The 19,782-nt window shown below is 63.1% G+C and carries 17 protein-coding genes and 4 pseudogenes; 6 read left to right on the top strand and 15 right to left on the bottom strand.

Features of this window, described 5'->3' with window-relative positions; genetic code table 11:
• Positions 1-116: pseudogene (locus U1703_RS18175) on the top strand (IS3 family transposase); the annotation flags it as partial.
• A 214-nt stretch (positions 117-330) separates the two neighbouring features.
• Here the strand turns inward: U1703_RS18175 and U1703_RS18180 are convergent.
• Positions 331-1,627 (bottom strand): annotated as a pseudogene (locus tag U1703_RS18180) (IS110 family RNA-guided transposase).
• Positions 1,628-1,781: 154 nt separating this feature from the next.
• Here U1703_RS18180 and U1703_RS18185 point away from each other — a divergent pair.
• Positions 1,782-2,093 (top strand): annotated as a pseudogene (locus U1703_RS18185) (integrase core domain-containing protein); the annotation flags it as partial.
• A gap of 38 nt (positions 2,094-2,131) precedes the next feature.
• Positions 2,132-2,632 (top strand): hypothetical protein, encoded by a 501-nt coding sequence (locus tag U1703_RS18190; RefSeq protein ID WP_332786863.1) that lies wholly within the window; start codon positions 2,132-2,134, stop codon positions 2,630-2,632.
• A 151-nt stretch (positions 2,633-2,783) separates the two neighbouring features.
• Here U1703_RS18190 and U1703_RS18195 read toward each other — a convergent pair whose 3' ends face one another.
• The 10 genes from U1703_RS18195 to U1703_RS18240 form a co-directional block, all read right to left on the bottom strand.
• Entirely contained in the window at positions 2,784-3,224 is a 441-nt protein-coding gene (locus tag U1703_RS18195; protein WP_332786864.1) for a hypothetical protein, read from the bottom strand.
• A gap of 55 nt (positions 3,225-3,279) precedes the next feature.
• Positions 3,280-3,963, bottom strand: coding sequence for a hypothetical protein (locus U1703_RS18200; RefSeq protein ID WP_332786865.1), 684 nt, complete (start codon positions 3,961-3,963; stop codon positions 3,280-3,282).
• Positions 3,964-4,101: 138 nt separating this feature from the next.
• Positions 4,102-4,317, bottom strand: a complete 216-nt coding sequence (locus tag U1703_RS18205; protein WP_332786866.1) for a hypothetical protein — start codon at positions 4,315-4,317, stop codon at positions 4,102-4,104.
• Between the two features lie 210 nt (positions 4,318-4,527).
• Positions 4,528-5,040, bottom strand: coding sequence for a Ros/MucR family transcriptional regulator (locus U1703_RS18210; RefSeq protein WP_332786867.1), 513 nt, complete (start codon positions 5,038-5,040; stop codon positions 4,528-4,530).
• Positions 5,041-5,186: 146 nt separating this feature from the next.
• Positions 5,187-5,609 carry a hypothetical protein gene (locus tag U1703_RS18215; RefSeq protein ID WP_332786868.1) on the bottom strand — a complete coding sequence of 141 codons (423 nt, stop codon included), beginning with the start codon at positions 5,607-5,609 and terminating at the stop codon, positions 5,187-5,189.
• Entirely contained in the window at positions 5,609-5,866 is a 258-nt protein-coding gene (locus tag U1703_RS18220) for a hypothetical protein (protein ID WP_332786869.1), read from the bottom strand. Before U1703_RS18220 ends, U1703_RS18215 begins: the two co-directional genes overlap by 1 nt.
• A 58-nt stretch (positions 5,867-5,924) precedes the next feature.
• On the bottom strand, positions 5,925-6,770 hold the full coding sequence (locus U1703_RS18225; RefSeq protein WP_332786870.1) for a CsgG/HfaB family protein: 846 nt from the start codon (positions 6,768-6,770) through the stop codon (positions 5,925-5,927).
• 301 nt (positions 6,771-7,071) lie between these two features.
• Entirely contained in the window at positions 7,072-10,305 is a 3,234-nt protein-coding gene (mobF, locus tag U1703_RS18230) for a MobF family relaxase (protein WP_332786871.1), read from the bottom strand.
• Positions 10,305-12,659: a type IV secretion system DNA-binding domain-containing protein gene (locus U1703_RS18235; protein WP_332786872.1), complete on the bottom strand. Its 2,355-nt coding sequence runs from the start codon at positions 12,657-12,659 to the stop codon at positions 10,305-10,307. The genes mobF and U1703_RS18235 overlap by 1 nt, the downstream gene beginning before the upstream one ends.
• On the bottom strand, positions 12,649-12,849 hold the full coding sequence (locus tag U1703_RS18240) for a hypothetical protein (RefSeq protein WP_332786873.1): 201 nt from the start codon (positions 12,847-12,849) through the stop codon (positions 12,649-12,651). Before U1703_RS18240 ends, U1703_RS18235 begins: the two co-directional genes overlap by 11 nt.
• 660 nt (positions 12,850-13,509) lie before the next feature.
• On the opposite strand from U1703_RS18240, the gene U1703_RS18245 reads away from it, so the two are divergent.
• Positions 13,510-13,734: a hypothetical protein gene (locus U1703_RS18245; RefSeq protein WP_332786874.1), complete on the top strand. Its 225-nt coding sequence runs from the start codon at positions 13,510-13,512 to the stop codon at positions 13,732-13,734.
• Between the two features lie 179 nt (positions 13,735-13,913).
• Here the strand turns inward: U1703_RS18245 and U1703_RS18250 are convergent, their stop codons facing one another.
• The 4 genes from U1703_RS18250 to U1703_RS18265 form a co-directional block, all read right to left on the bottom strand.
• Positions 13,914-14,315: a hypothetical protein gene (locus U1703_RS18250; protein ID WP_332786875.1), complete on the bottom strand. Its 402-nt coding sequence runs from the start codon at positions 14,313-14,315 to the stop codon at positions 13,914-13,916.
• 591 nt (positions 14,316-14,906) lie between these two features.
• On the bottom strand, positions 14,907-16,058 hold the full coding sequence (locus tag U1703_RS18255; RefSeq protein ID WP_332786876.1) for a DUF2493 domain-containing protein: 1,152 nt from the start codon (positions 16,056-16,058) through the stop codon (positions 14,907-14,909).
• 79 nt (positions 16,059-16,137) lie between these two features.
• Positions 16,138-16,266: a hypothetical protein gene (locus tag U1703_RS18260; protein ID WP_332786877.1), complete on the bottom strand. Its 129-nt coding sequence runs from the start codon at positions 16,264-16,266 to the stop codon at positions 16,138-16,140.
• 27 nt (positions 16,267-16,293) lie between these two features.
• Positions 16,294-16,596, bottom strand: coding sequence for a DUF736 domain-containing protein (locus tag U1703_RS18265; protein ID WP_332786878.1), 303 nt, complete (start codon positions 16,594-16,596; stop codon positions 16,294-16,296).
• Between the two features lie 1,308 nt (positions 16,597-17,904).
• Here U1703_RS18265 and U1703_RS18270 point away from each other — a divergent pair.
• Together U1703_RS18270 and U1703_RS18275 are read left to right on the top strand one after the other, a co-directional pair.
• Positions 17,905-18,375, top strand: coding sequence for a hypothetical protein (locus U1703_RS18270; RefSeq protein ID WP_332786879.1), 471 nt, complete (start codon positions 17,905-17,907; stop codon positions 18,373-18,375).
• A gap of 486 nt (positions 18,376-18,861) precedes the next feature.
• Positions 18,862-19,628, top strand: a pseudogene (locus U1703_RS18275) (IS5 family transposase).
• Positions 19,629-19,782: the final 154 nt, after the last annotated feature.

The following is a 19,782-nucleotide window of genomic DNA, read 5'->3' on the forward strand; positions in this document are numbered from 1 at the left end:
GCCGGGAATGCCTGGCATGCATCGTCGACACTTCGTTGTCAGGCCGGCGTGTCGTCCGCGAACTCACCGCCATCGCCGACCGTCGCGGGCTGCCGTGCATGGTGGTCAGCGACAACGTCCTATGTCGGGAAGCAGCGGCAGGCTTTTGCAAGCAGATATCTATGCGCCGACAACCATCGGCACGGCATGCATTCTGAGCCAGATGGCTCCCACCGTCAACGGGATCGCTCCCTGCCATAGCAAACACAGGATCCAGCGGCGCCGGGGCGGCCGTGGTCCTCACCGTCCTTAAAACGAGATACGCACCCAGGTGGAAGGCCCGAACATTATCTACAGGGTCGCTCGACGAGCGCCCTCACGGCACTTGCAGAGAGGGGTCCTTCCACCTGGCATCCGACCGTTCGAGAAACGGCCGGTACTCTGTCCCCGTCTTGACGACGGCGTGAGCCACGCGCGCCATCTTGGCGGTGAGCGCCGTCATCGCCTTACGGCGACGGTCGGCATCGTCCGCGTGCCCGGCGACATATCGTCCGAGCTTGTCGCGGAAGCTGTTGTCGCGCTGACGCGCGGCGACCTGGGCAGCCATCCAGAAGGTCCGGCGTAGGCGCGCGTTACCGTACTTGGACAGCTTGGTGCGGCCACGGAACGTGCCTGACTGACACGTAGCGAGATCGAGACCGCAGAACTTCAGGAACTGACGATGATGATTGAAGCGCCGCAGATCACCGGCCTCGGCCAGGATGGTCAGCGCGTTGATCGGACCAATGCCCGGAATGTTGCGCAGCAGCTGGTAATCAACGTCATCGGCGAGCCGCGCATGGGCCAGCCGCTCGATCTCGTCACGCTGGTGGATGAGGCTGCGGCCCTGCGCGATGACCATACGGAACATGGTGATGGCGGCCGAGTCCTCCGGGACCGGCAGCGCCGTCGAGGCGGACGCCGTCTCGTAGATGTCGTTGATGAGGCGTGCCTTGGAAACCTTGCGGCCGATGAGCGGCCATGCCGCAGCCGAGAATGACTCGCGGTCCAGCGCCGTGATGGTGGCTGGTGTCGGAAACCGCTCGATGAGCGCGAGGAACCAGTCGGACCGGGTATTGCCTGCGAAGCGGGCGATCTCGGGGAAATACAGCGGCAGGTAGTGGGTCAAGATCCGGTGCCAGGTCTGCGTCTTCATCCTGGAGATCGTCTCGTGGGTTTTCGACAGCTCCTGCAGGTCGTTGATCCCGGCCACCAGCGGGTCAACGTAGCGCTGCGTCGCGCCGATCCGCAGCATATGCAGGATGACCTGCGCGTCCTTGGGGTCGTTCTTGTCCCAACCGTTGTGCAGCGCCTCACGCGTTCGGGCGAGCGCGACCGACGAGATGAGGCGCAGCTCGAACCCCGCCGTCAGCAGCCGGTGTGCCAGCGTGCGATGGTAATTACCCGTCGCCTCGAACCCGACGATGATGGGGCGCCCGATGGCAGCGAGTTGCTCGGCAAAGCCGTCATAGTCCTGCCTGGTCGCCATGACGGTCATCCGCCGACGCCGGCCGCCTTCCGGTCGCTCGATGAGGATCTCCTGCCGGTTCTTGGACATGTCGATGGCTACCAGCACGGCGCCGGCAGGCGTAGAGGTGAGCTTGGTCATGGTCGGTCGGCCTCCAAAGTGTTGTCTCGACAACTTCACTTTAGATACCTGCTGGCCGACCATGGCTTACCCTGATGAAGCCTGCGGCCGCTTCGCGGCCTTGTCTTCATCAGGGCCACAGTGGCTCCCGTTCCAGCGCTTCCCGATGTGCTACGGCACCGAACTGACCAGTCATGCCGTGCTCGCCTGGTGCCAGGACACCGGCGTCGAGTGGCATTACATTGCGCCCGGCAAGCCGCAGCAGAACGGCTTCGTAGAATCGTTCAATGGTCGCTTGCGCGACGAATGTCTGAACGAGCACCTGTTCCCCTCGCTGGCTGCGGCGAGACGGATCATCGAGGCATGGCGCACGGACTACAACACCGTGCGTCCGCACAGCAGCCTCGGCGGCATGGCACCCGCCGACTTCACCAACCGCCCTCGCCACGGGCATGAGGACACCGAAGCTAACTTATCGGCGGCCTGAAAATGGGGAGCACGTCAGCCGCGCTCGCATACGAGGAATTGGGTAAGCTCATTGATTTTGTGTGGAAGGAGTGGGGAGTTGAACCTAAAGGCTATGCTCGCAACGCGCACGACAGAAGGCAGCGAGCAGTTGCCTGCCTTTTGATAGTTGCCGACCTTTACCCTCATGCCAAAGAGATGGCGGGCAAGGGCGGCATTGACGAAGCCGACTTACAGAGCCGCGTGAAGGCCATATTGCCGACCAAGCCTCAGAAATCCACTTTCTGGGTTATCATGGGCGGCATGGAGAAATTCAAGCATTTGGCCATGTATGTGGACGAGAGCAACGAGAACATCGGCGTTAATGCGTTCGCCATCAAGCCCGAGCATGTTCAGAACGTCTTAGAGGTCCTTGAACCAGCGCTGGGTCATTTGCGCGAGCCACACCTCTTGCGCTCGTCTGCCGTTGTTTGGGAGCAAGCAGGTAAGATTCTGGCTGAGATGAAGGCGGAGGGGCAAAGGTATTTTGAGAACGTTTCACCTTTGGATGCATCCGTTTAGCCGCCTTGTATTCAGGCTCAGGTAGGCGGTTCCGCTCTGCCGTGTCGACAGATGCCAACCGATGGGATTTGATTTAAGCTATCATTGGCCAGCGTCGCCCGATTACGCATACGTATTCCTTCGGGTGCCCATCGATTGGGCCGCTCACCCCTCATTCAGCCGGGAGGACTTCCGGCGGTATTACCGTCTCCGGTGGCGTATACACCTGATCCCGCTTGGAACGAACCACGTCGTTTACATACTCCGCCCACGGGCCTCCATCTGGCGGCAAAGCGGTTTCTTCCTGCCGGTCGCGCAGGCGGTTGCGAATTGCGCGGGCAGCTGTGCGGGTCGCCTCGTTGTCATCGTGCCAGGCCCCGCAGCGAACCCGCCAGTTGACGTATCGAGGTGCGAATACCAAGAAAATCAAGGTTCCCACACCGACGCCGTGTTCGCCGAGAAGCAGTATGGGAAGTGTAGCGATGGCGAATGCCTGGCTCAGCGCCCAGCAGGAACGACCACGGCGGAAACCGTTCTGGACCAGCGTCGTCGGCCACCACGGACCTCCGACAGCCCATGCCGTGAGCGCGACCAATAGGACGGTCAGCAACATGCTGGCTAAGAGCCCGAGCCATAGAAGCGCCCCCGGGCCGATGAGGGTCAGGAGATCACCCATTTTGAAGCTGCGTGTCGAGGTCGCGCAGCTCCCGCAGCAGATCGGTGGCCAGAGTTGATACCACGATGTCGTGAATGACCTTCTGGTCGAGACTAATAACGTCTCCCACGGGGCGCTCTGTGTAGCGAACCAGGGCAGGCTCACTGGACGGCTTCCATCGCCGCGACTTGCCGTTTTTTAGCTCAAAAAGAAAGCGAGCTGGAGAGGCCAGGCTGATGCTTTGCGTTTGCCCATCACTGCTCTGGCGGATGTCGGCGACAACGCCGCGATAGCCGACGCCAAGCCCATCATGCTGAAGGTCGGTCAGCACATAAGCGATCGGTCGATGACCGTGCTGGGTTGGCTTGATGATGTGCGTGTAGGCCCAGCCATGGCCGCCAAAGTCCCAACCTTCGGTCGCCACATCGAGCGCATCATCCGCCATCAGCATGATGACCGTCAGTGTAGATAAAATTGGAGCACAGATGCCAAGGATTAGGTCATAGCCGCCTAGAGCTGCCGCTTTTGGTCCGCCCTGAGCGATGATCAGCAATGTCCCGACTGGATTGACCGCGGGGGTCCGAAAGTGCGGGGGCAAAAAACGGCTGGCGTCGATCAGAAGCGTTTGCACCAGCCCGATAGCGAGCCCGGTCAAAAGATGCGCGATCAAGGAAACGGCCACCCCGATGGCCAGCACACTCAATGCGTTAACTGGAAGGTCGGGGCGCGCAACGGCATATCGGCGGGCGCGCGTATTCCAGATTAGAATAGCAAAAAAGCCAGGCAGCAGGATCGCAACGCCGGTGACGACGGCTAGCGTCAGGGAAAACAGGGCTTAGGCCTCAACCAGCTTTTTCTTACCGGTCGCTTGATCAATGACCATCTTGGGGCGTTTGCCTGCAGCCTTGATAGCCCTCAGTTCCCGCTCAAGGCGGAACATGTCATCATAACCGCCGAGCTGCCATGCGATCGATGCAGTCTCTTGCTGTTCGCGAGGGGTTAGAACAGTGGCCATGGAATCAATATAGTGACGTGATTGCTGCACGTCCATGGGTAGGGCCCTGGTCGGTCGCACCATTTGGTTCAGCACAGCAGGTGGCCGCTGCCCGCATATCTGGTATCCAACCCCTCTGCAGAAGCCATCACGATCAACGTCACCGCGTTCGGAGACCTGCCTCTTTTTTCCTATCATGGTCTTTTCGGCGCGGTCGCTTAGCGGGCAACGACGCAGGGCCGACGACCGCCGACCCTGCGCTGAGCATCATTCGCCCGACAGGTGGGCCTGGGCGGCATCCTTGGCGGAGCGGGCATTCTTCTTGGCCGGGGTTGCTGCGGCCTTCTGGCCGGGCTTGCGGCCGAGACCGATCTTCTTGGCCATGGCGCGACGGCTCTCCGAATAGGTCTCTGCGACCATCGGATAGTCCGCCTTCAGGTTATAGCGCTCGCGATATTCCTCGGGCGTCAGGCCATTGGTGGCGAGGTGACGGCGCAACGTCTTGTAGGGCTTGCCATCGATCATTGAGATGATGTGGTCCTTCGACGCCAGCGACTTCCGCACCGACACGGCCGGGGTATAGTCCTGGGGCGCCTCTGCCTCAGACGCAGCCGTCTGGGTGCCGCCAGCGAGCTGCTGGAGCGCCGAATGCATGCTGTTCAGGAAGGCGGGGACATGCTCGGCATCGGTGCGGGTGTTGGGGTTGCCCAACCACGCGATCGTCAGCTCAGTGGCCAGTTCGACAGCGTTGACGGCGTCATAGTTGTTTTCGTCGGTCATGATGGTTCCTGATGGGAGAGGGGGCCATAGATGATCGTCGATCAGCCATGGTGAAACCGGCCCTCATGTGAATGCAGACCGCCCTATCCGCAACAGCTATTCGCCATCGAACGCGGATTTAATTCTCTTCCGCGCCTCATCCTCGATCAAAGTCTGATCCCGATCGCTGTCAGCAAAAGCGCGGCCAGGCCGGTCCCGATCTTGGCGAAACCCAATGCCTTGGCCATCCTGTCGCGGTGCATGCGCGAGCCGGTTTTATCTACGCCAGTCGTGATCCCAAGAATGCCGTCGGCGCACAGGATCGAACCGATGACGAACAACAATATGCCGGTGAGCCGTAAATAGCTGAGAATGTCGATAAAACTGGCCAGCGCCATGCCGGTCATGCCAATCATCGCGGCCATATAGGCAAGCCATCCGAGCTCGAAGAGTCCGTACAGCCGCAAAGGCCCGTGCCAGTGTCGGATCGAGCGGAGCAGGACCATCGGCCTCTGGCAGATGAAGCACGGCTCCAGCCGGCGCGTGCCAGGCCATTCCACCATCTTGGTGCGGCAATAGGGACAGTGCATCAGGCGATACCCTCGCTGGCGACATCGTCCCTGGCGGTTGCAAAGCAGGCCGGATCACAGTGGAGGAGCGGCGCACCGCGACAGGTCGCCTGAAAGCCGCCCATCATCACCGGCCGCACTGCCAGGCGCTGGCAGCGGCGATTGTGCCGATCGACAAAGCCGCAGGGCACCGCCATCGCCGGCCGCGTCGGCTCGTCATCATCGCTATCGGCGACCGGCCGAGCGGGCGCGGCAAAGAAGTCCGGTTGGTGGATCATGACCCAAGTCCTCACAGAGAGGGGAGGGGACACGCCGCAGCGTCGCCCCCTCCCGAGGTCAGCGAGCGCCCGCGATCGGCGCGGTAGCGACGGCACCGGCAACGGGCGCGACCGGCGCAGCGCTGGCCGGTGGCACCGCGGCCGCCATGGGCGGCATCGTCGCACGCGCGTCGGTCAGGAGTTTGCGCATCGCATCGAGCAGCGCCAGGCTGGTCACCTTGCCGATGTCGGTGCTGGTATAGGCACCACCCAAGGCCCCGACGCCGGCATTGGTGAGGATGCCGCCACCCAGGATCGACAGATCCTTCTTGCGGGCCGAGCCGGTGGCAACCGCACGCTGGATGCCGGTCTTGACCTCGACCAGGGTGAGGATGGTCTGGCTTTCCATCTTCTTGGTCTTGAAGCCCAGGCCACCGGGCAGCAGCCCCCCGATCGCGCCGCCATTGCCGCCTGCATTGGTGTCGGAATAGACCACCTGCGCGGTCAACAGATAGTCGGCCGCACGCAGGCTGGCCGCGTTGCTACCTGCCGCGACCGAGCCGCCCGCCGCCAGCTCGCGCTCGCGCTGGAGGGCGGTGAAGCCCTGGCCGCGATCGACGATCTGGAAGCAGTTCGAGCGTGCGGTCAGCAGCTTCAGAAGCGGCAGCGGATCGACGCGGGTACCGCCGCCATTTTGCTGTTCGGCCATCCGCACCAGCGCGCGGATACCGGCTGGCAGACCGTCCGTGCCGCCCTGGTCGGTGGCGCTGCGATCCTCGACCAGCGCAACCGTGCCGATCATGGCGGCGCATTGCGGCAGCTCGGACTGTTCGTCGACGCCGACACCGCCCTTGCCGAGTTTCTGTGCAGTTGCCGGTGCAGCCGCCAGCGCCATAAGTCCGAAAATGGTTGCAATAGTTTTCATGATGTTCGTCTCCCTGATGATCGATATCGGCCATTTTCCCCGTGGCCACGATATCGACGATTGTTTTGTTGTTTGATGGAGGGGCAATCAGATCAGAATCATCCCTCAACCTCTTTCCGAGCCTACTCACGACTCTCCTTAAAACTTTCTCCCTTTTCTCTTGCGATTGGTCGGATCTGGATCATCTCTCGATCGCTCAGGTCTCATGAAGCATGATCAGCCTGTGCCATCACCGCGACGGTGCCGATGAACTGGCCTGCGCGACTGTTCGGCAAGCTGAAGACATGGGTCAGGGCTTGGCTCACAGTTCGAGACCGAGATTCTTCTCCGGCAGCGGCATCGAGGGCTCGCCCTTTGGCGGCATCGGCGGATCGGCCTCCGGCTTGCCCGCCCCAGGCATCGGCGGATCGAGTCCGTCCCCCCGGGTCAACGGCACCGCCTCGCTACCCGGCAGCGGCCAGCGAACGCCGGTCAGGTCGTCGCCTGCCGTCAGCCCACGCAGGTCGTCGCCATTCGCGTACCGGGCGGCATCCTCGCGGCTGAAGGCGGGCATTGCCGGCAGGTCGTTGAGATCGATCAGTTCGCGCGCGCCGGCGATCGCCGGGTCCGCACTGTCGCCCTGGCGCGACTGTGCCGCAGCGCCGCGGGGCTGCGAGGTGGTCGGGACGGTCCGGGCACCCGGCCCATCGATGTTGAGCCGGCCGAGCGTCTCCAGCGCGGAGGTCTTGTTGCCCGCATTACGGTCGAGCCGGTTCATCAGCTTCCCACTGTCGTCGACGACGACGGTGAGATCGTCACGGACACGGGTCACCCCGACGTTGAACAGCCGCTGGTTGGAGAGATTCTGCTCATAACTCGCCATGGCGATGATCGCCTTGTCGGTCGTGATGCCCTGCGCCATGTGCATGTTGAGCGAGTAGGCGAGGTCGAGCCGGGCCAGCATCGGGTCGCCTGGCGCCAGCGTCACGACATCCTTGTTCGCCAGCTCGACGGTGATGTGACCGTCTTTGGTGTCGAGGACGCGGGCCAGCGCGGAATTGAGCATGCCGCGCTCCTTGTCATTGGCGGTCCAGCGGATGCGCTCGCCCTCATGCAGGGTGATGTCGGTTTTGGTGGAGAGCTGCAGCCGCTCGATGGTGATGCGCGGATCGATCTTGCCGGGCTCGAAGCGTTGACGCCGACCATTGCCCTCGATCTCGACCTTGCCGTTGGCAAAGGTGCGGGTGACCTGGAAGGTGCCGCGCCGCAACGACACTTCGGGGACATTGCCCGTCACATGCAGCGTCTGGCCTTGCTTGTAGGTATGCGCGTAGCGCAGCTCCTCGCGCGTGGCATTGACGCTCTCATAGACGCTGACCGTCTCGCCGCTGCCGGTCAGCACGCCTTCCTTGACCAGGCCCTCCTGGATGTCGGTGTTGATCGTCTGGCGCGCGATGCGGCCCGAGGCGAAGACGGCGGTCACCTCACGCTCGGCCGGGGACAGGTTCAGCCAGCGCTCGGCGGCATGGGCGGCGGGATCTTCCCCCTTGGTCTCGATCACTCGGTCGCCGAGCACGCGCAGCGCCTGCGATGCCTTGCCGGCATTGGCGAGGGCGGCGACCGTGCGCAGCGTATCGGTGCGCTGGCGGATATTCTTGTCCATGCGCGCGGTCGCGGCACCGCCAGCCTGTAGCATGGCGAACGCCTTGCCGGCGTCGATCGAGGAGAGCTGCTGGCGATCGCCGACCAGCGCCAGCCGGTCGATTTCCAGGGCTTTGGTGATCTGGACCAGCTTCAGCATGTCGTTGCTCGACACCATCGAGGTCTCGTCGACGGCGATGATGGTATTCTTCAGCTCGTCGCGCCGCAGCCTGGCCGCAGCACTGTCGGGTTCGGCAATGAAACGCTCATTGGCCCAGACGAAGGACGCGATCGTCTGCGCCTCGATGCCGGCTCCCTCCTTCAGGTCGGCGACCATCTTGTTCTGGAAGGCCAGGCCCAGCACCTTGCGGCCCTCTGCCTCGGCGACGCGCGCGACTGCCTGGAGCATGGTCGACTTGCCAGCGCCAGCGACGCCCTGGACGACGACGATGCGGTCCTCGCTGGCGACGATCATGGTGGCGGCCGCGAGCTGGCCGGGGTTGAGTTCATGCGGTGAGGCAGCCTGCAGCCGTTCGGGCGCGTCCGCCGCAGCCACGATCGCGGTGGCCGTATCGCGACCGCGCTCCATCTCGCCCAGGATGCGCTCCTCGGTCGCCAGCCCTTCGCGGGTGGTGACCGCCGCATAGGTCGCCTCATGATCGCGGACCTGGCCCGGGATGAGCAGCCCCTTGCCCACGAGCTGGGTGATGCGGTTTTCGATATGCTCGATCGTGACGCCCTTCAGATGCAGGTCGAGCGCGGTCTTGCTCAGCCGATCGGTATCGAACGCCGCTTCGCGCTGGGCATGGATGCGCACGGCCGATGCGACGGCGAATTGCGCGCGCGCAGCGGCCGGCGAGACGACGATACGCGCGACCGCGCGGTCGACCAGCGGATCGGGGGTGGCGAGGAGATGGCCGACGAGCGCACGCGCCGACTGCACCGCCTCGCTGATCATCTGATAGCCCCGATCGAGTGGGCCGCTCGACACATGGCTCTGGCCTGCGACGTCGCGTTCGGCATCGCGCAGGATCTGCTTGCCATCGAAGCCGAGCCCGGCCGCCTTGTCCTGCCAGTCCTTCTGCAGACCAGCGCGGTCCTCGACATTGAGCTTGGGATCGCGGGTGCGCGCGGTGACGCTGCGCAAACCTTGCGCGCTTTTCAGCCCGAGACCTTCGGCCGTCGCCAATATGTCGGCGCGGCGCTGGCTGAAGGCGTCGATGACATCCTTGGGAACGCCCGCGATCTCGAAGGTGCCGTGCTTGCCGGTCGCCTCGACCTTATAGCCGAGCTTCTCCATCTCGCTGCGCAGATAGGCATGATAGATCGAGCCGATGACGGTGTTGCTGGCCCAGATCTTGTCGGCATGGAGCGCCTGCCATTTGCCGTCGGGCATACGGGTCATGTTGGCGATGACCGCGTGGATATGCGCCTGCGGGTCGAGCGCGCGGCTCGTATCGTGCTGGAACAGGCCATAGGTGAGGTTGCCCGAAGCAATGGGCACCTTGCGCCCGTCTATGTCCTTGCGCCCCTGTGCGAGGTTCTTCTCGACCCAGGCCATGGTCTGGCGAACGGCTGTCATATGCGCACCGTCCTTGCCGAGGATACGCTTGTCGCCAGCGACATAGGCCATGAGCGAGACCGACTTGGGCGCGGAGAAGGTCAGGTCGATGCCGGCGCGCCGATTCTCGACCTGGCCGACCTTTTCACCGGAGGGCAGCTCGCCATTGAGCGTGCGCTCCAGGTCAGCCTTGCCGACATCGCCGGTGAGCCCGGCTGCTTCAGCGCCGGACCCGGCCCAGATGCTGACCTCGCCGGCGTCCTCGCCGGCATAGTAATCGGCAGAGGCAAAGTCGTCCTTGCCGTAATAATTGGCCGCGCCCGAGGCGGAGCGAACGGATGCAACGGAGAGCATCAGTCGCCCATCCCCATGCCGTCGTCACCGAGCTCGGCCGTAGCCTGGCGCAATTCGACCAAAGCCTGATCCTCGACCGGGGGAGCGGCCGCGCTTACGCCCCTGACGCCAAGGTCATCGCTCGCGGATGGCGCACGCGCGCTGGATGCGTCAGCCGCAGATGATGGTCCGCATGGTCCCGCCGCCTGGAAAGGCGGCGGACTGTTCGGCGGGGGTGGGAATGCAGGAGGTGGAGGCGCTGGAACGGTGACCGGTGTCGGCCCGATCTGGTCGTTGGCGGCCTGCTGGCTTTCGCTCGGCGCGGACAGGATATTGGCCGCCTGAAGGTTGGCGATATTGGCGGCAGCACTGCCCGGCTCGATCGCTGCCTCGGACGATGCGGCAGGGGCCTGCGCTGCGCCATCACGGCCACCACCCTCATTTGCCCCACCTGTAAGCGTCCCCCCCTCACTTCCGCGTTTGGGGCCGCCCGCCACGGGCGGGCGGCGGGTAATGAAGCCCTCGGCGACCTTGGGGTAATGCTGCCATTCGAGCACGACCTTGGCGGCCGGAAAACCATCGGGATATTTGAGGAAGCCGTGCATCGAGGGCAGGTTGGTGATGTCGTCGGGGATGACGAGCGGTTCGACCTGTTTGCGCGGGGTCAGGGTCGAGGCGTCACGGGTGGAATTATGGCCATAGCTATAGGCCTCATCCATCTGCCGGACCTCGCGGTTGCCGATATAGCGGCTGCACTGTTCGGCGGTGTCGAGATCAGCGGCCGCCAGGATCAGCTTGTTGCGCGCCAGCGAGGACAGGTTGCGGGCATTTTCCTGACCATAGATCTGCACCAGCTTCTCGAATGAGTGCAGTCCCAGGATCATCGCACCGCCGAAGTTTCGCGCGGTCTGGAGGCCCTGTTCGATCGCAGGCAGACGGTGGAGCGCGCCCAGCTCGTCGAACATGAACCAGGTGCGCAGCGTGTGGCTGCGCGGCATGGTCATGAGGGCGTGAATGGCAAGATTGGTCCACAGCGTCAGCAGCGCTCGGTTCATCTCCAGATCGGTATATTGGCTGGTAATGAAGAGGATCGAGCCGGGCTGTTTTTCGCTGGTGATCCACTCGCGGATCGAGAACCGTTGCCCGGTGTCGGGCAGGAAGCGCAGGACCTGCGCATTGGTGTTGAAAACGGCGCGGATCGATTCCGCCATGCGTGCCGCCTCGGGCGCGGTCAGCGGGTCGGCGATGGTCTTGGCGAGATAGGCGTGGACCTTCTTCAGGTCAGCAGTCATCAGATTTTCGGCAAGTGCGGCATTGCTCATCTGGCCATGCTCGATGAGCTTCATGCACATCTCGACGAACAGGGTACGCGCGGCCATCGCCCAGAACGGATCGGTCGCGCCGCCATCCGATGGAATGAGCGCGGAGGCAGCCGCAACGAAATCGCTGTAGCTGGTGCAGTCGTTGAAGATCGACCACGCTGGGCAGCGGGCGTCGAAGGGGTTCAGAATGGTGTCGCGTGCGGGGTCGTAGAACGCCTCGACATAGGCCCCGGTGAGATCGAAAATGACCGCAGTGTCCTGGCGTTCCTGCATCTGCGCGATGAGCGCGCGCAGTGCGGTCGTCTTGCCCGCACCGGTCGTGCCGATGAGCATGGTGTGCGACTGTTCCAGCCGGTGCGGATAGGGGACGCCGGCGAGCTTGTAGGGGTGGTGGATGCCCGCCGCCTTGCGCGCATCGAACGGCATTTTCAGCACCGCATCGGGGTCGTAGCCGGGAAAGAAACGCGCGGCGTCCGCGATGAATGATTTGCGGTTATGGCTGGCAACGGCCCGGTAGAGAATGTCGCGCTCGACCAGCATGGCACCGCGCTCATGATGCTCGTCGAGGATCTCGGAGCCGCGTCGTTTGGCGTAGCCGACATACCAGATGGCGAGTGGCACAGCGACAAAGGTAGCGAGCAGGAATGAGCCGATGAGCGCACGTTTGGCCCTGGCGCAGGCGGCCATCACCTCGGGCACATAGGGCACGTATCCCATCGCGGTTTCGCGTATCGAATTGTCAGGCATCAGGAGGTGGACGCGCTTCATCAGATCGAAGCCGCACCAGTCCCAGAGCCCGGCCAGGACGCGCATGCAGATGAGCTGGAAATTGTTCTCGCTGAGCGTGATCGACAGAATGATGAAGTAGGTCAGCGCCAGGCAGACCGCCCAGACGATGAGCGGCTTTTTGGCGCCGGCCAGCCACATGAGAATTTCATGACTGAGGAGCTGGCTGCCGCGCGTGAAATTGCCCGAATTGCGCGTGACCTCGCCGCGCGCAGAGGCGTGCTTCAGAGGCACCGCTCGGCCGTCGGTGCGGATGTCATTGGCCATGGAATTTGGCCATCCGACTGTTGGTTTCCGCTATGATTGCGTCGCGGGTGTCCGGGAAGTTTTTGCTGATGATCGTATCAAGCGCAGCCTGGCTATATTCACACAGACGGCGGACCCGAACGTCACTGGCAGGCAATTGTCGCTCGTCTGTCAGATATGCGTCGACGGCGCGGCGAACCAGTTCGGACACGCTGCATTTCTCGGCAACGGCTCGCGCCTTTAGCCGAGCAGACCGCTCTCCATCCACACGGATAGAGCAATGCCGGTGTTTGATACTCAAGACCGCCTCCTAGCAGGGAGGCTGGTGGACATTGAAAAAGCGAGAGGACTTTAGCCCGAGACGTACACTCTGGCAAGGACAACGCGGCCAACAGTTTTATGCATGTACGACTTTGTGTTACGAGTAACGCATTGATCTAAAGGCCAAAACGCAAATGTGTTACATTATGCAGCGCTTATGTGTTACAATATGCAGCAAATGTAACACGAACTGCAGCATCCCGATTTCTTGATAACACGTTGTTTTTAGGTGTTTTTCTGTGGCACGACGTGCGTACGGTGTGCATCCTGTCCCCTCGAAATCCCATGTAATGCCAGGGTCAGCCCAGCCCCTCGGTGGTTCGCAGGCCGACTCCGGTTTTTCGCGGGGCGCCGGGCCGCCGCAAGGCGGAACCGGGTCGATCTTTTGCCCGATCGTGACGCACGTTGGGCCGATGCGGAGCCAGGGGAGGCCCACAGGGGCCGAACCATGGCGAGCCAGCCGGACACCGGTTGGGGTTTGCGGGAGCGATGGCCATCGCCTACAACGATCCGGTTCAGAGCCCGATCAGTCTCACCGAAAGGCAAGACTATGGCGAAGTCATTGGACGCAGAACTGGCCGCACTGGCGGCGGACGAACGCAAGCTGGTCGAGCGCCGTCAGGCGCTCCAGACCAAGCAGCGCGAGGCCGCAATCGGCGCGGTCGAAAAGACGGGGCTTTTCAAGCTGCCGCTCACCCGGTTGAAGCCGCTCATGAAAGCGGTCAAAGCGCTGGGGCTGGATGAGGTCGAGAAGCGGCTCACGGCGTCAGCCTGAGCAGATCACGATCGACATTTTTACACGATGGCCGGGCAGGGCTGCCACCCTGCGCGGCCATTCGTTTTTCACCGGGATCGCGGCGCAGCCGTCTTGGCGGTATGAAGCAAAAAAATGGGCAAGCGCTGGCGCAGCCGGCGCTTGCCCATGAATGGCGATGAGTTTTGGTTCAGGCCGTTCTATTCGACGCCGGACCAGGCCAGGTCACCCAGCTGATCGCCGGCGAGCCGCATCGAAAGCGAGGCCTGCGTATCGCGCGTGATCGTCACCGGCCGGCGTTGGAATTGCGCCTCGTCGATGATCGCGATGACGGCCGGATCATAGTCGAACAGGACCGCTATCGCGGCGAGCGACAGGTGCGTCACCGACGCCTCCAAATGATAGCCACGTACCGCCGGCCGTCCGCGCTGAGCGATGATGCCGTCATCAGACTGACCGCCGTTATCGCGGTGGAGCAGACGCGCGAAATCGCGAGCCTGGGCAAGGCTGATCGCAGCTGGTGACGGATGCGTCTCGCTTAGCAATTGGGAGGCGATGACGGCGTCGATGCGGGCAGGCTGGGCGACGTGATGGACGAACATGGAATGCTTCCTCGCTATGGCAGTGACACCCACGCTCTCTCCCTCTCTCCTCTCTGGTTGACCCGGTGCGTGCGCAGCGGATCGGAGGCCCGACGATTGCCAGCTCGCAACCCCTTTTCCGGGTCGCCGCGCCAGCAGCGCCGCGGCGGGCTCGATGCCCGGCGCGGGGCTTCCCCGGCCCCAGATTTCCGGGTCGGAGAAGCGGGCCGCATAGCAGCCGATGCGGCTGGTCGAGGCGTAGCCAGGGGAGGCCCGCAGGGGCCGGACCGATGCGAGCGAGCGGTCGTCCGCGTGGGGCTGGATGATCGCCAGGCGGTGAGCGCAGCGCGTCGACCAGGTGGGCGGCAGCGCCTTACCGGAAGGGGGAGGCGAGCCGGGCAGGGCGGACCGCCTGCGAGCGTCGGCCCGGCGGGGCCGGCGCCAGGGCGGGCTGTCCTGCGCGGCTCGCCGGCGTGGGGGGAACCAGTAGGGTTCCCCCCACTCCACCGGCCACAAAAAAAGGCCAGCGGCGGGGCGGTGCCCGGCGCTGGCCTAGTTGCTTCCTGCCAAGGATAAGGGATGGGCGGCGCTATCGCGCACCGCCCGGTAAAGTCAGGCGAAAGCCTTGTGCTTGGGCGCGGGCATCGGGGCTTGCGCATCGATGCGGAAAGCGTGGGTTGGCACGGCGGCTTCCTTCAATTTTGCGAGTAAGTTGGATTGCAGCCCGGAGCCCTGACACACGATGGCTTCGACGGGGCGCAGGCCCACCAATTGTTCATTGCGGACGAAACCGGCGCGGTTCCCATAACGCGCGGTCTGCGGCACGAAAGCGACCAGCCGAACGCCCCGGCTCGCCGCCCATGCGGCTGCGATCGCGTCGCACCCTTTGCGCTGGGCGGTGGTGCAAAGCGTCATCGCGGGGATACGCTCCTTGATCTGGTCAAGGCGGTCATAGAGCATCTCGAAATCGTGCCATTCCTGACCGCCGGAGAAGACAACCAGCGGTCCAGTCGGGTTGCGCTTTTCACGACGATCATCGGCGCGGGCTTTCAGGAAATCGACGGCGGAAATCTGGCTGGCGCTGGTGACGCTCGACACAGTCGAACCGCGCGCCGCGCTCCACGGGCGGCCGGTCTGCGTGCGGAAGCATTCGGCGGCATAATCGCGCATGCACTCGATGGCGGCGCGCTGTTCCATCTTGGTCTGCGCGCGCAGTTGCAGGTCCTCGACTTCGACGGCGTGGATTTCGCTTGGATCGGAGATGCGGGCCAGCTCGCCTAGTTCGCGGCAAAGCCGGTCTTCCTCGCGTTCGAGTTTCTGCGCCTCATAGTGGAAGGAATTGACGATGCCCCACGCGATGGGCGCGGCGGATTCCTCAAGCCGGGTATCGCGGAACAGGTCGAAAATGGTGGTGACGATCGCGTGGCAATCCCACTGCGCGTCCACGGGTTCGGGCATGTCGAGCTGCTGGCGCTCGCCGCCCGGTGCGAGGACCGAGAGCGCGCCCACCTCGCCAAACGCCTGATCGAACGCGTCGGTAGCGACCAGTTCGCCCGCGATCTCGCCGATCTCGGCCGCGACGGGGTCGGCGCTGTCATCGGCGGGGGTCAGATGGGCGGGCGTTTCGCTGTCCTTCTTGGCATTGGCGCGGCGGGTGGCCCACGCCTTGTGCGCCGCGACCGAGCGCGGGTTTTCGGTGTGGCCGATGGCTTCGCCAAGTGCGGCAAAGCTGCTAAAGCGTTCGGAGGTCGTCGGCTTCGTCATTGTCTCAGTCCTCTGGCAGGGGCGTCGGCTTAGGGGTCGGGGGAGCGTTGCAGTCGCTCTCCCCGCCCTGTTCGGTCAGTTAGAAAGGCATTTCGTCGTCGAGATCGGACGGACCTGCGGGGACCAGCCGGCCATCGTCGGTGGCGTTTCCGGTGCCGAAACCATCGTCCTGACGGGCGGCGCGGCGGGTCTGACGCGTGCCGTCCATATTCTCGCGGCGGACCTCGGGGCGGACCTAGACGACGCGGTAACCGTCGTCATCGTCGCCGAAGAGCATGATCTGGAGCGGCTCGCTCAGGCTCGGATCGTCGAGCTTACCCTGGTAAAAGACTTCGCCGGTCGAATTGCTCTTCTGTTCCCACAGCGCGCCGATCTGGACCCAGCGCTTGGCGACGTTGAGCGCCATGATCTCGAAAGTCGGGGCCTTGCTGTTGTCGCTCTGGACGGGGCGCAGACCCAGCTTCGGGAGGTCAACGGTAACAGTCGCGATCGAACCATAGAGGGCGTTGTTGCGCATCTGGAATTCACCGATGTTCATTTTACTTACTCCCTATTGGCGGGGGCCTATCCCCCTCTTTGTCTGGTCTGGGGCCTATCCCCTTCCGACGTCCTCATTATTACCCGCTTTCCTCTAAATACTATAGAGCATTGTTTTCTTGACGCTCAGGCATCGTACCTGGTGAGTCCGAGCAAGAAAAAGCTCCCGACCAGGGAGCGTAACTTAAAAAGACAAAGACGCATTGACCGCGTAAGCGGGCAATACTTTTGCCGGCCGTGCCGGTGGGCGAAGCCTGGCCTGCGATCTCATCGCACCCGGAGCCGTCCTCGCAGGGGCTCAAGGCGCAGGCATGGCTGGCGGGGGCAACATGAATGACGGAGGCTCCGCCGCGTAGCGGTGGAAACCGTAGGGCCGTCAGGCCCGGTATTCTTGTTGAGGCGGCTACAAACAAACAAAAGCATTGCCAGCTCTGCTGGCAATTCTCCTTTGCCGGCGACCCCGCCAGACAGGTCTGCAACGCCGAGACCCTGAGAGACGGCGCAGGGTGCGATGAGATCATTGGCCCACAAGGCACTCATCATGCGCGCATGCGCATGATTCCACAGCCGTCAGGCTGCCAGCGATGCGGGCGCGGCTGGGCATGTAGTCGAGGTTGGAGGGGGCTGTGTCCGGCATATACCTTGCCAGTCGCTGGAGGGGCACTCAGAGCGCGGTAAGCCCTTGGACAAGGGATCGTGACCCGTGAGGGCGGAGACCCGCTTCAGCGGGGCTCCGGTCGGCTTTAGCCGACTAGAGCCCGGCCCCGCCCCAGGGGCGGGGTGGCCCGGCTGATGGAGAGCAGATAGCCAGCCGAAATGAGGCATGCGATGAGGCGGCATGAGAACCATGGCCCGCGCAGGGATCGCAATAGTCCTGCTAAGCATCCTCCCGATCTACATGATGATGCACGACAGGAGCCTGTCGCATGAGGAGGCGCTGGCTTTTATCGAGCAGTCACCGGCTGCGTGCCGGGACGATCTGATGAGGAATTTCTTCAGGCCCCGCCGGGGGGTACTCCTGCTATCTCAGGCGCAATCGGCCCGTTCGATATGGTGCGACGAAGAGGTAAGGCACGCGACAGAGGTTCGGTAGCACTTAGTCGGATATACCAAACCCTGGGGCACCTCCCAAAATATATGCTGCCTAAGATAGCGCCGTCTTCATTGGCAGCAGGCAGTACAGTCCAACGTAAACCCTTTTATCCTGCGCCCTATACCCGATCGGAGACATAGGTTTAGCATTATTTATTTTGCTATGTTCACTTATTGTTCTATAATCCGCAGCCATCATCATGAGGGAGGTCATTCGATGAAGATGAAAGAGGCGCTGCAGGGCTATGATTACGATCTGCCGCTGAAGGATGCGCTGAACGATCCGATGCTGGCGCTGAACAAGCGGCTTCTGGCTGGCGCTGCGTGCGGCGCTGGTCTGGACGCCGCCTATTTCGGCACAGCCGAGATGCTGGAGGCCTTCGAGGCGCTGGAGGCGGATCACCGGGCGGGTGTGGCATTCGGCGAGGGCTATCTGGCGGTCGAGGCGATCCTCGATGCGCGCAGCCCGTTCCAGATGCGGTTGTGGCATCTGCTGAACGAGACGTCGATTGCAACGGCGGTCCAGGATCTGGCGTGGCTGAAGGCCGTGACGCTGGCGCGGGCGCAGATGCAGGCAACCTTGAAGGATGCGGGTGCGCCGTTCTGGTTCACGCCGGCGGTCGACCTGGTCGAGAGCCCGACGGCGACCGAGATGATGGCGGCGACGTCGCCGTTCGACGCGAACTGATCGAGGACGATCAGGGGTCCGGTGAGAAAATGGTCAAAATCGTACGCTAAGGCTCGGTCCTTAGCGTGTCATTCCGCCCCGAGCCGGGACCGATTAGGGTGCATAGATCGTGTGACGGGTTAGGTGACAACGTTCGATGCCGATCGAGGCGGACAGGCGCTCCGTCACACATACGCACGTTTGTGGAGCGTCCCGTTTCTCCATCTTCAACGGGCCATTTTGGGAAAACCCATTCGGGAACAGATTTTGGGAAACCGGGGAGTCGCGACGCCCGCGATCGGCGCAGACTCCCCGGCTGTCTCGCTGGCCGTTCGTTTGTGGGAAAGCGCTTTGGCGCATGACGATCTTCCGATACCCTCGGTTAATGGCACTCCGCATCACAATCCCCAAGAATCCATTCTAGGCATCGTGGACAAAGCTTGACGGCGTGCCTCGCCACTGATTCAAGGCTGCCTTTTGGGGGCAGGCTTGGGCGAGCGGATCGGTTTGTCGGATGAGGAATGGTCGCTGATCGGGCCGCTGCTACCGGCCGAGCGCGGACGTGGCTGTCGTCCCGCTGGTGACAACCGCCCCTTTTTCGAAGGCATGATGTGGATCGCGCGGACGGGTGCGCAGTGGCGGCATCTGCCGGATGAATATGGCAAGTGGAACAGCGTGTTTCGCCGCTACCGTCGCTGGGCAACGACGGGTGTGTTCGACGCCATGCTGGAGACGCTGGCCGGTGCGGTGGAACGCGATGGTCGCGCCGACATGATCGACAGCACCATTGTCCGGGCACACCATTGTGCCGTGGGCATAAAAAAGGGACTGGCGCGACCGAGGCGCTTGGCCGATCGCGCGGCGGCTTTACCACCAAACTCCACGCCCGCTGCGATGTCAGAGGTCGCCCGCTCGCCTTTGTCCTGACGCCGGGCCAGGCGCACGATACGCAAGGCTTCGGCCCTCTGATGCGCATGATCGCCGACCGGATCGACGCTCTGCTTGCGGATAAAGGCTATGACAGCGACGCGGTACGCGACACCCTGACCAGCATGAACGTTGAGGCCGTGATCCCGGCTCGGCGCAACCGTCGCAACCCGGCTGCGTATGATCGGGGCAAGTACCGCTGGCGCAACCAGATCGAGCGACTGTTCAACAAACTCAAGAATTGGCGACGGGTCGCAACCCGATACGACAAAACCGCCGAGTCCTACATCGGCTTCGTCAGCCTCGCATCAGTCCTGCTCTGGCTGCCCTTTGTCCACGATGCCTAGCATTACAGTTGCGCTCTTGATCGGACATGTGACCGTTGAGCGGCGGCTTGGTGGGCGCGTCGCCAGCATGACCAAGCGATAACGCGACGAGGCTCGATGCGCCGCTGGGCCAGCCGGATGACGATACGGCGGATTTCCTGGACGGACCAGCGGA

Origin of the sequence: Sphingomonas flavida (genome assembly GCF_036663655.1) — a bacterium.
Lineage (GTDB): Bacteria > Pseudomonadota > Alphaproteobacteria > Sphingomonadales > Sphingomonadaceae > Sphingomonas.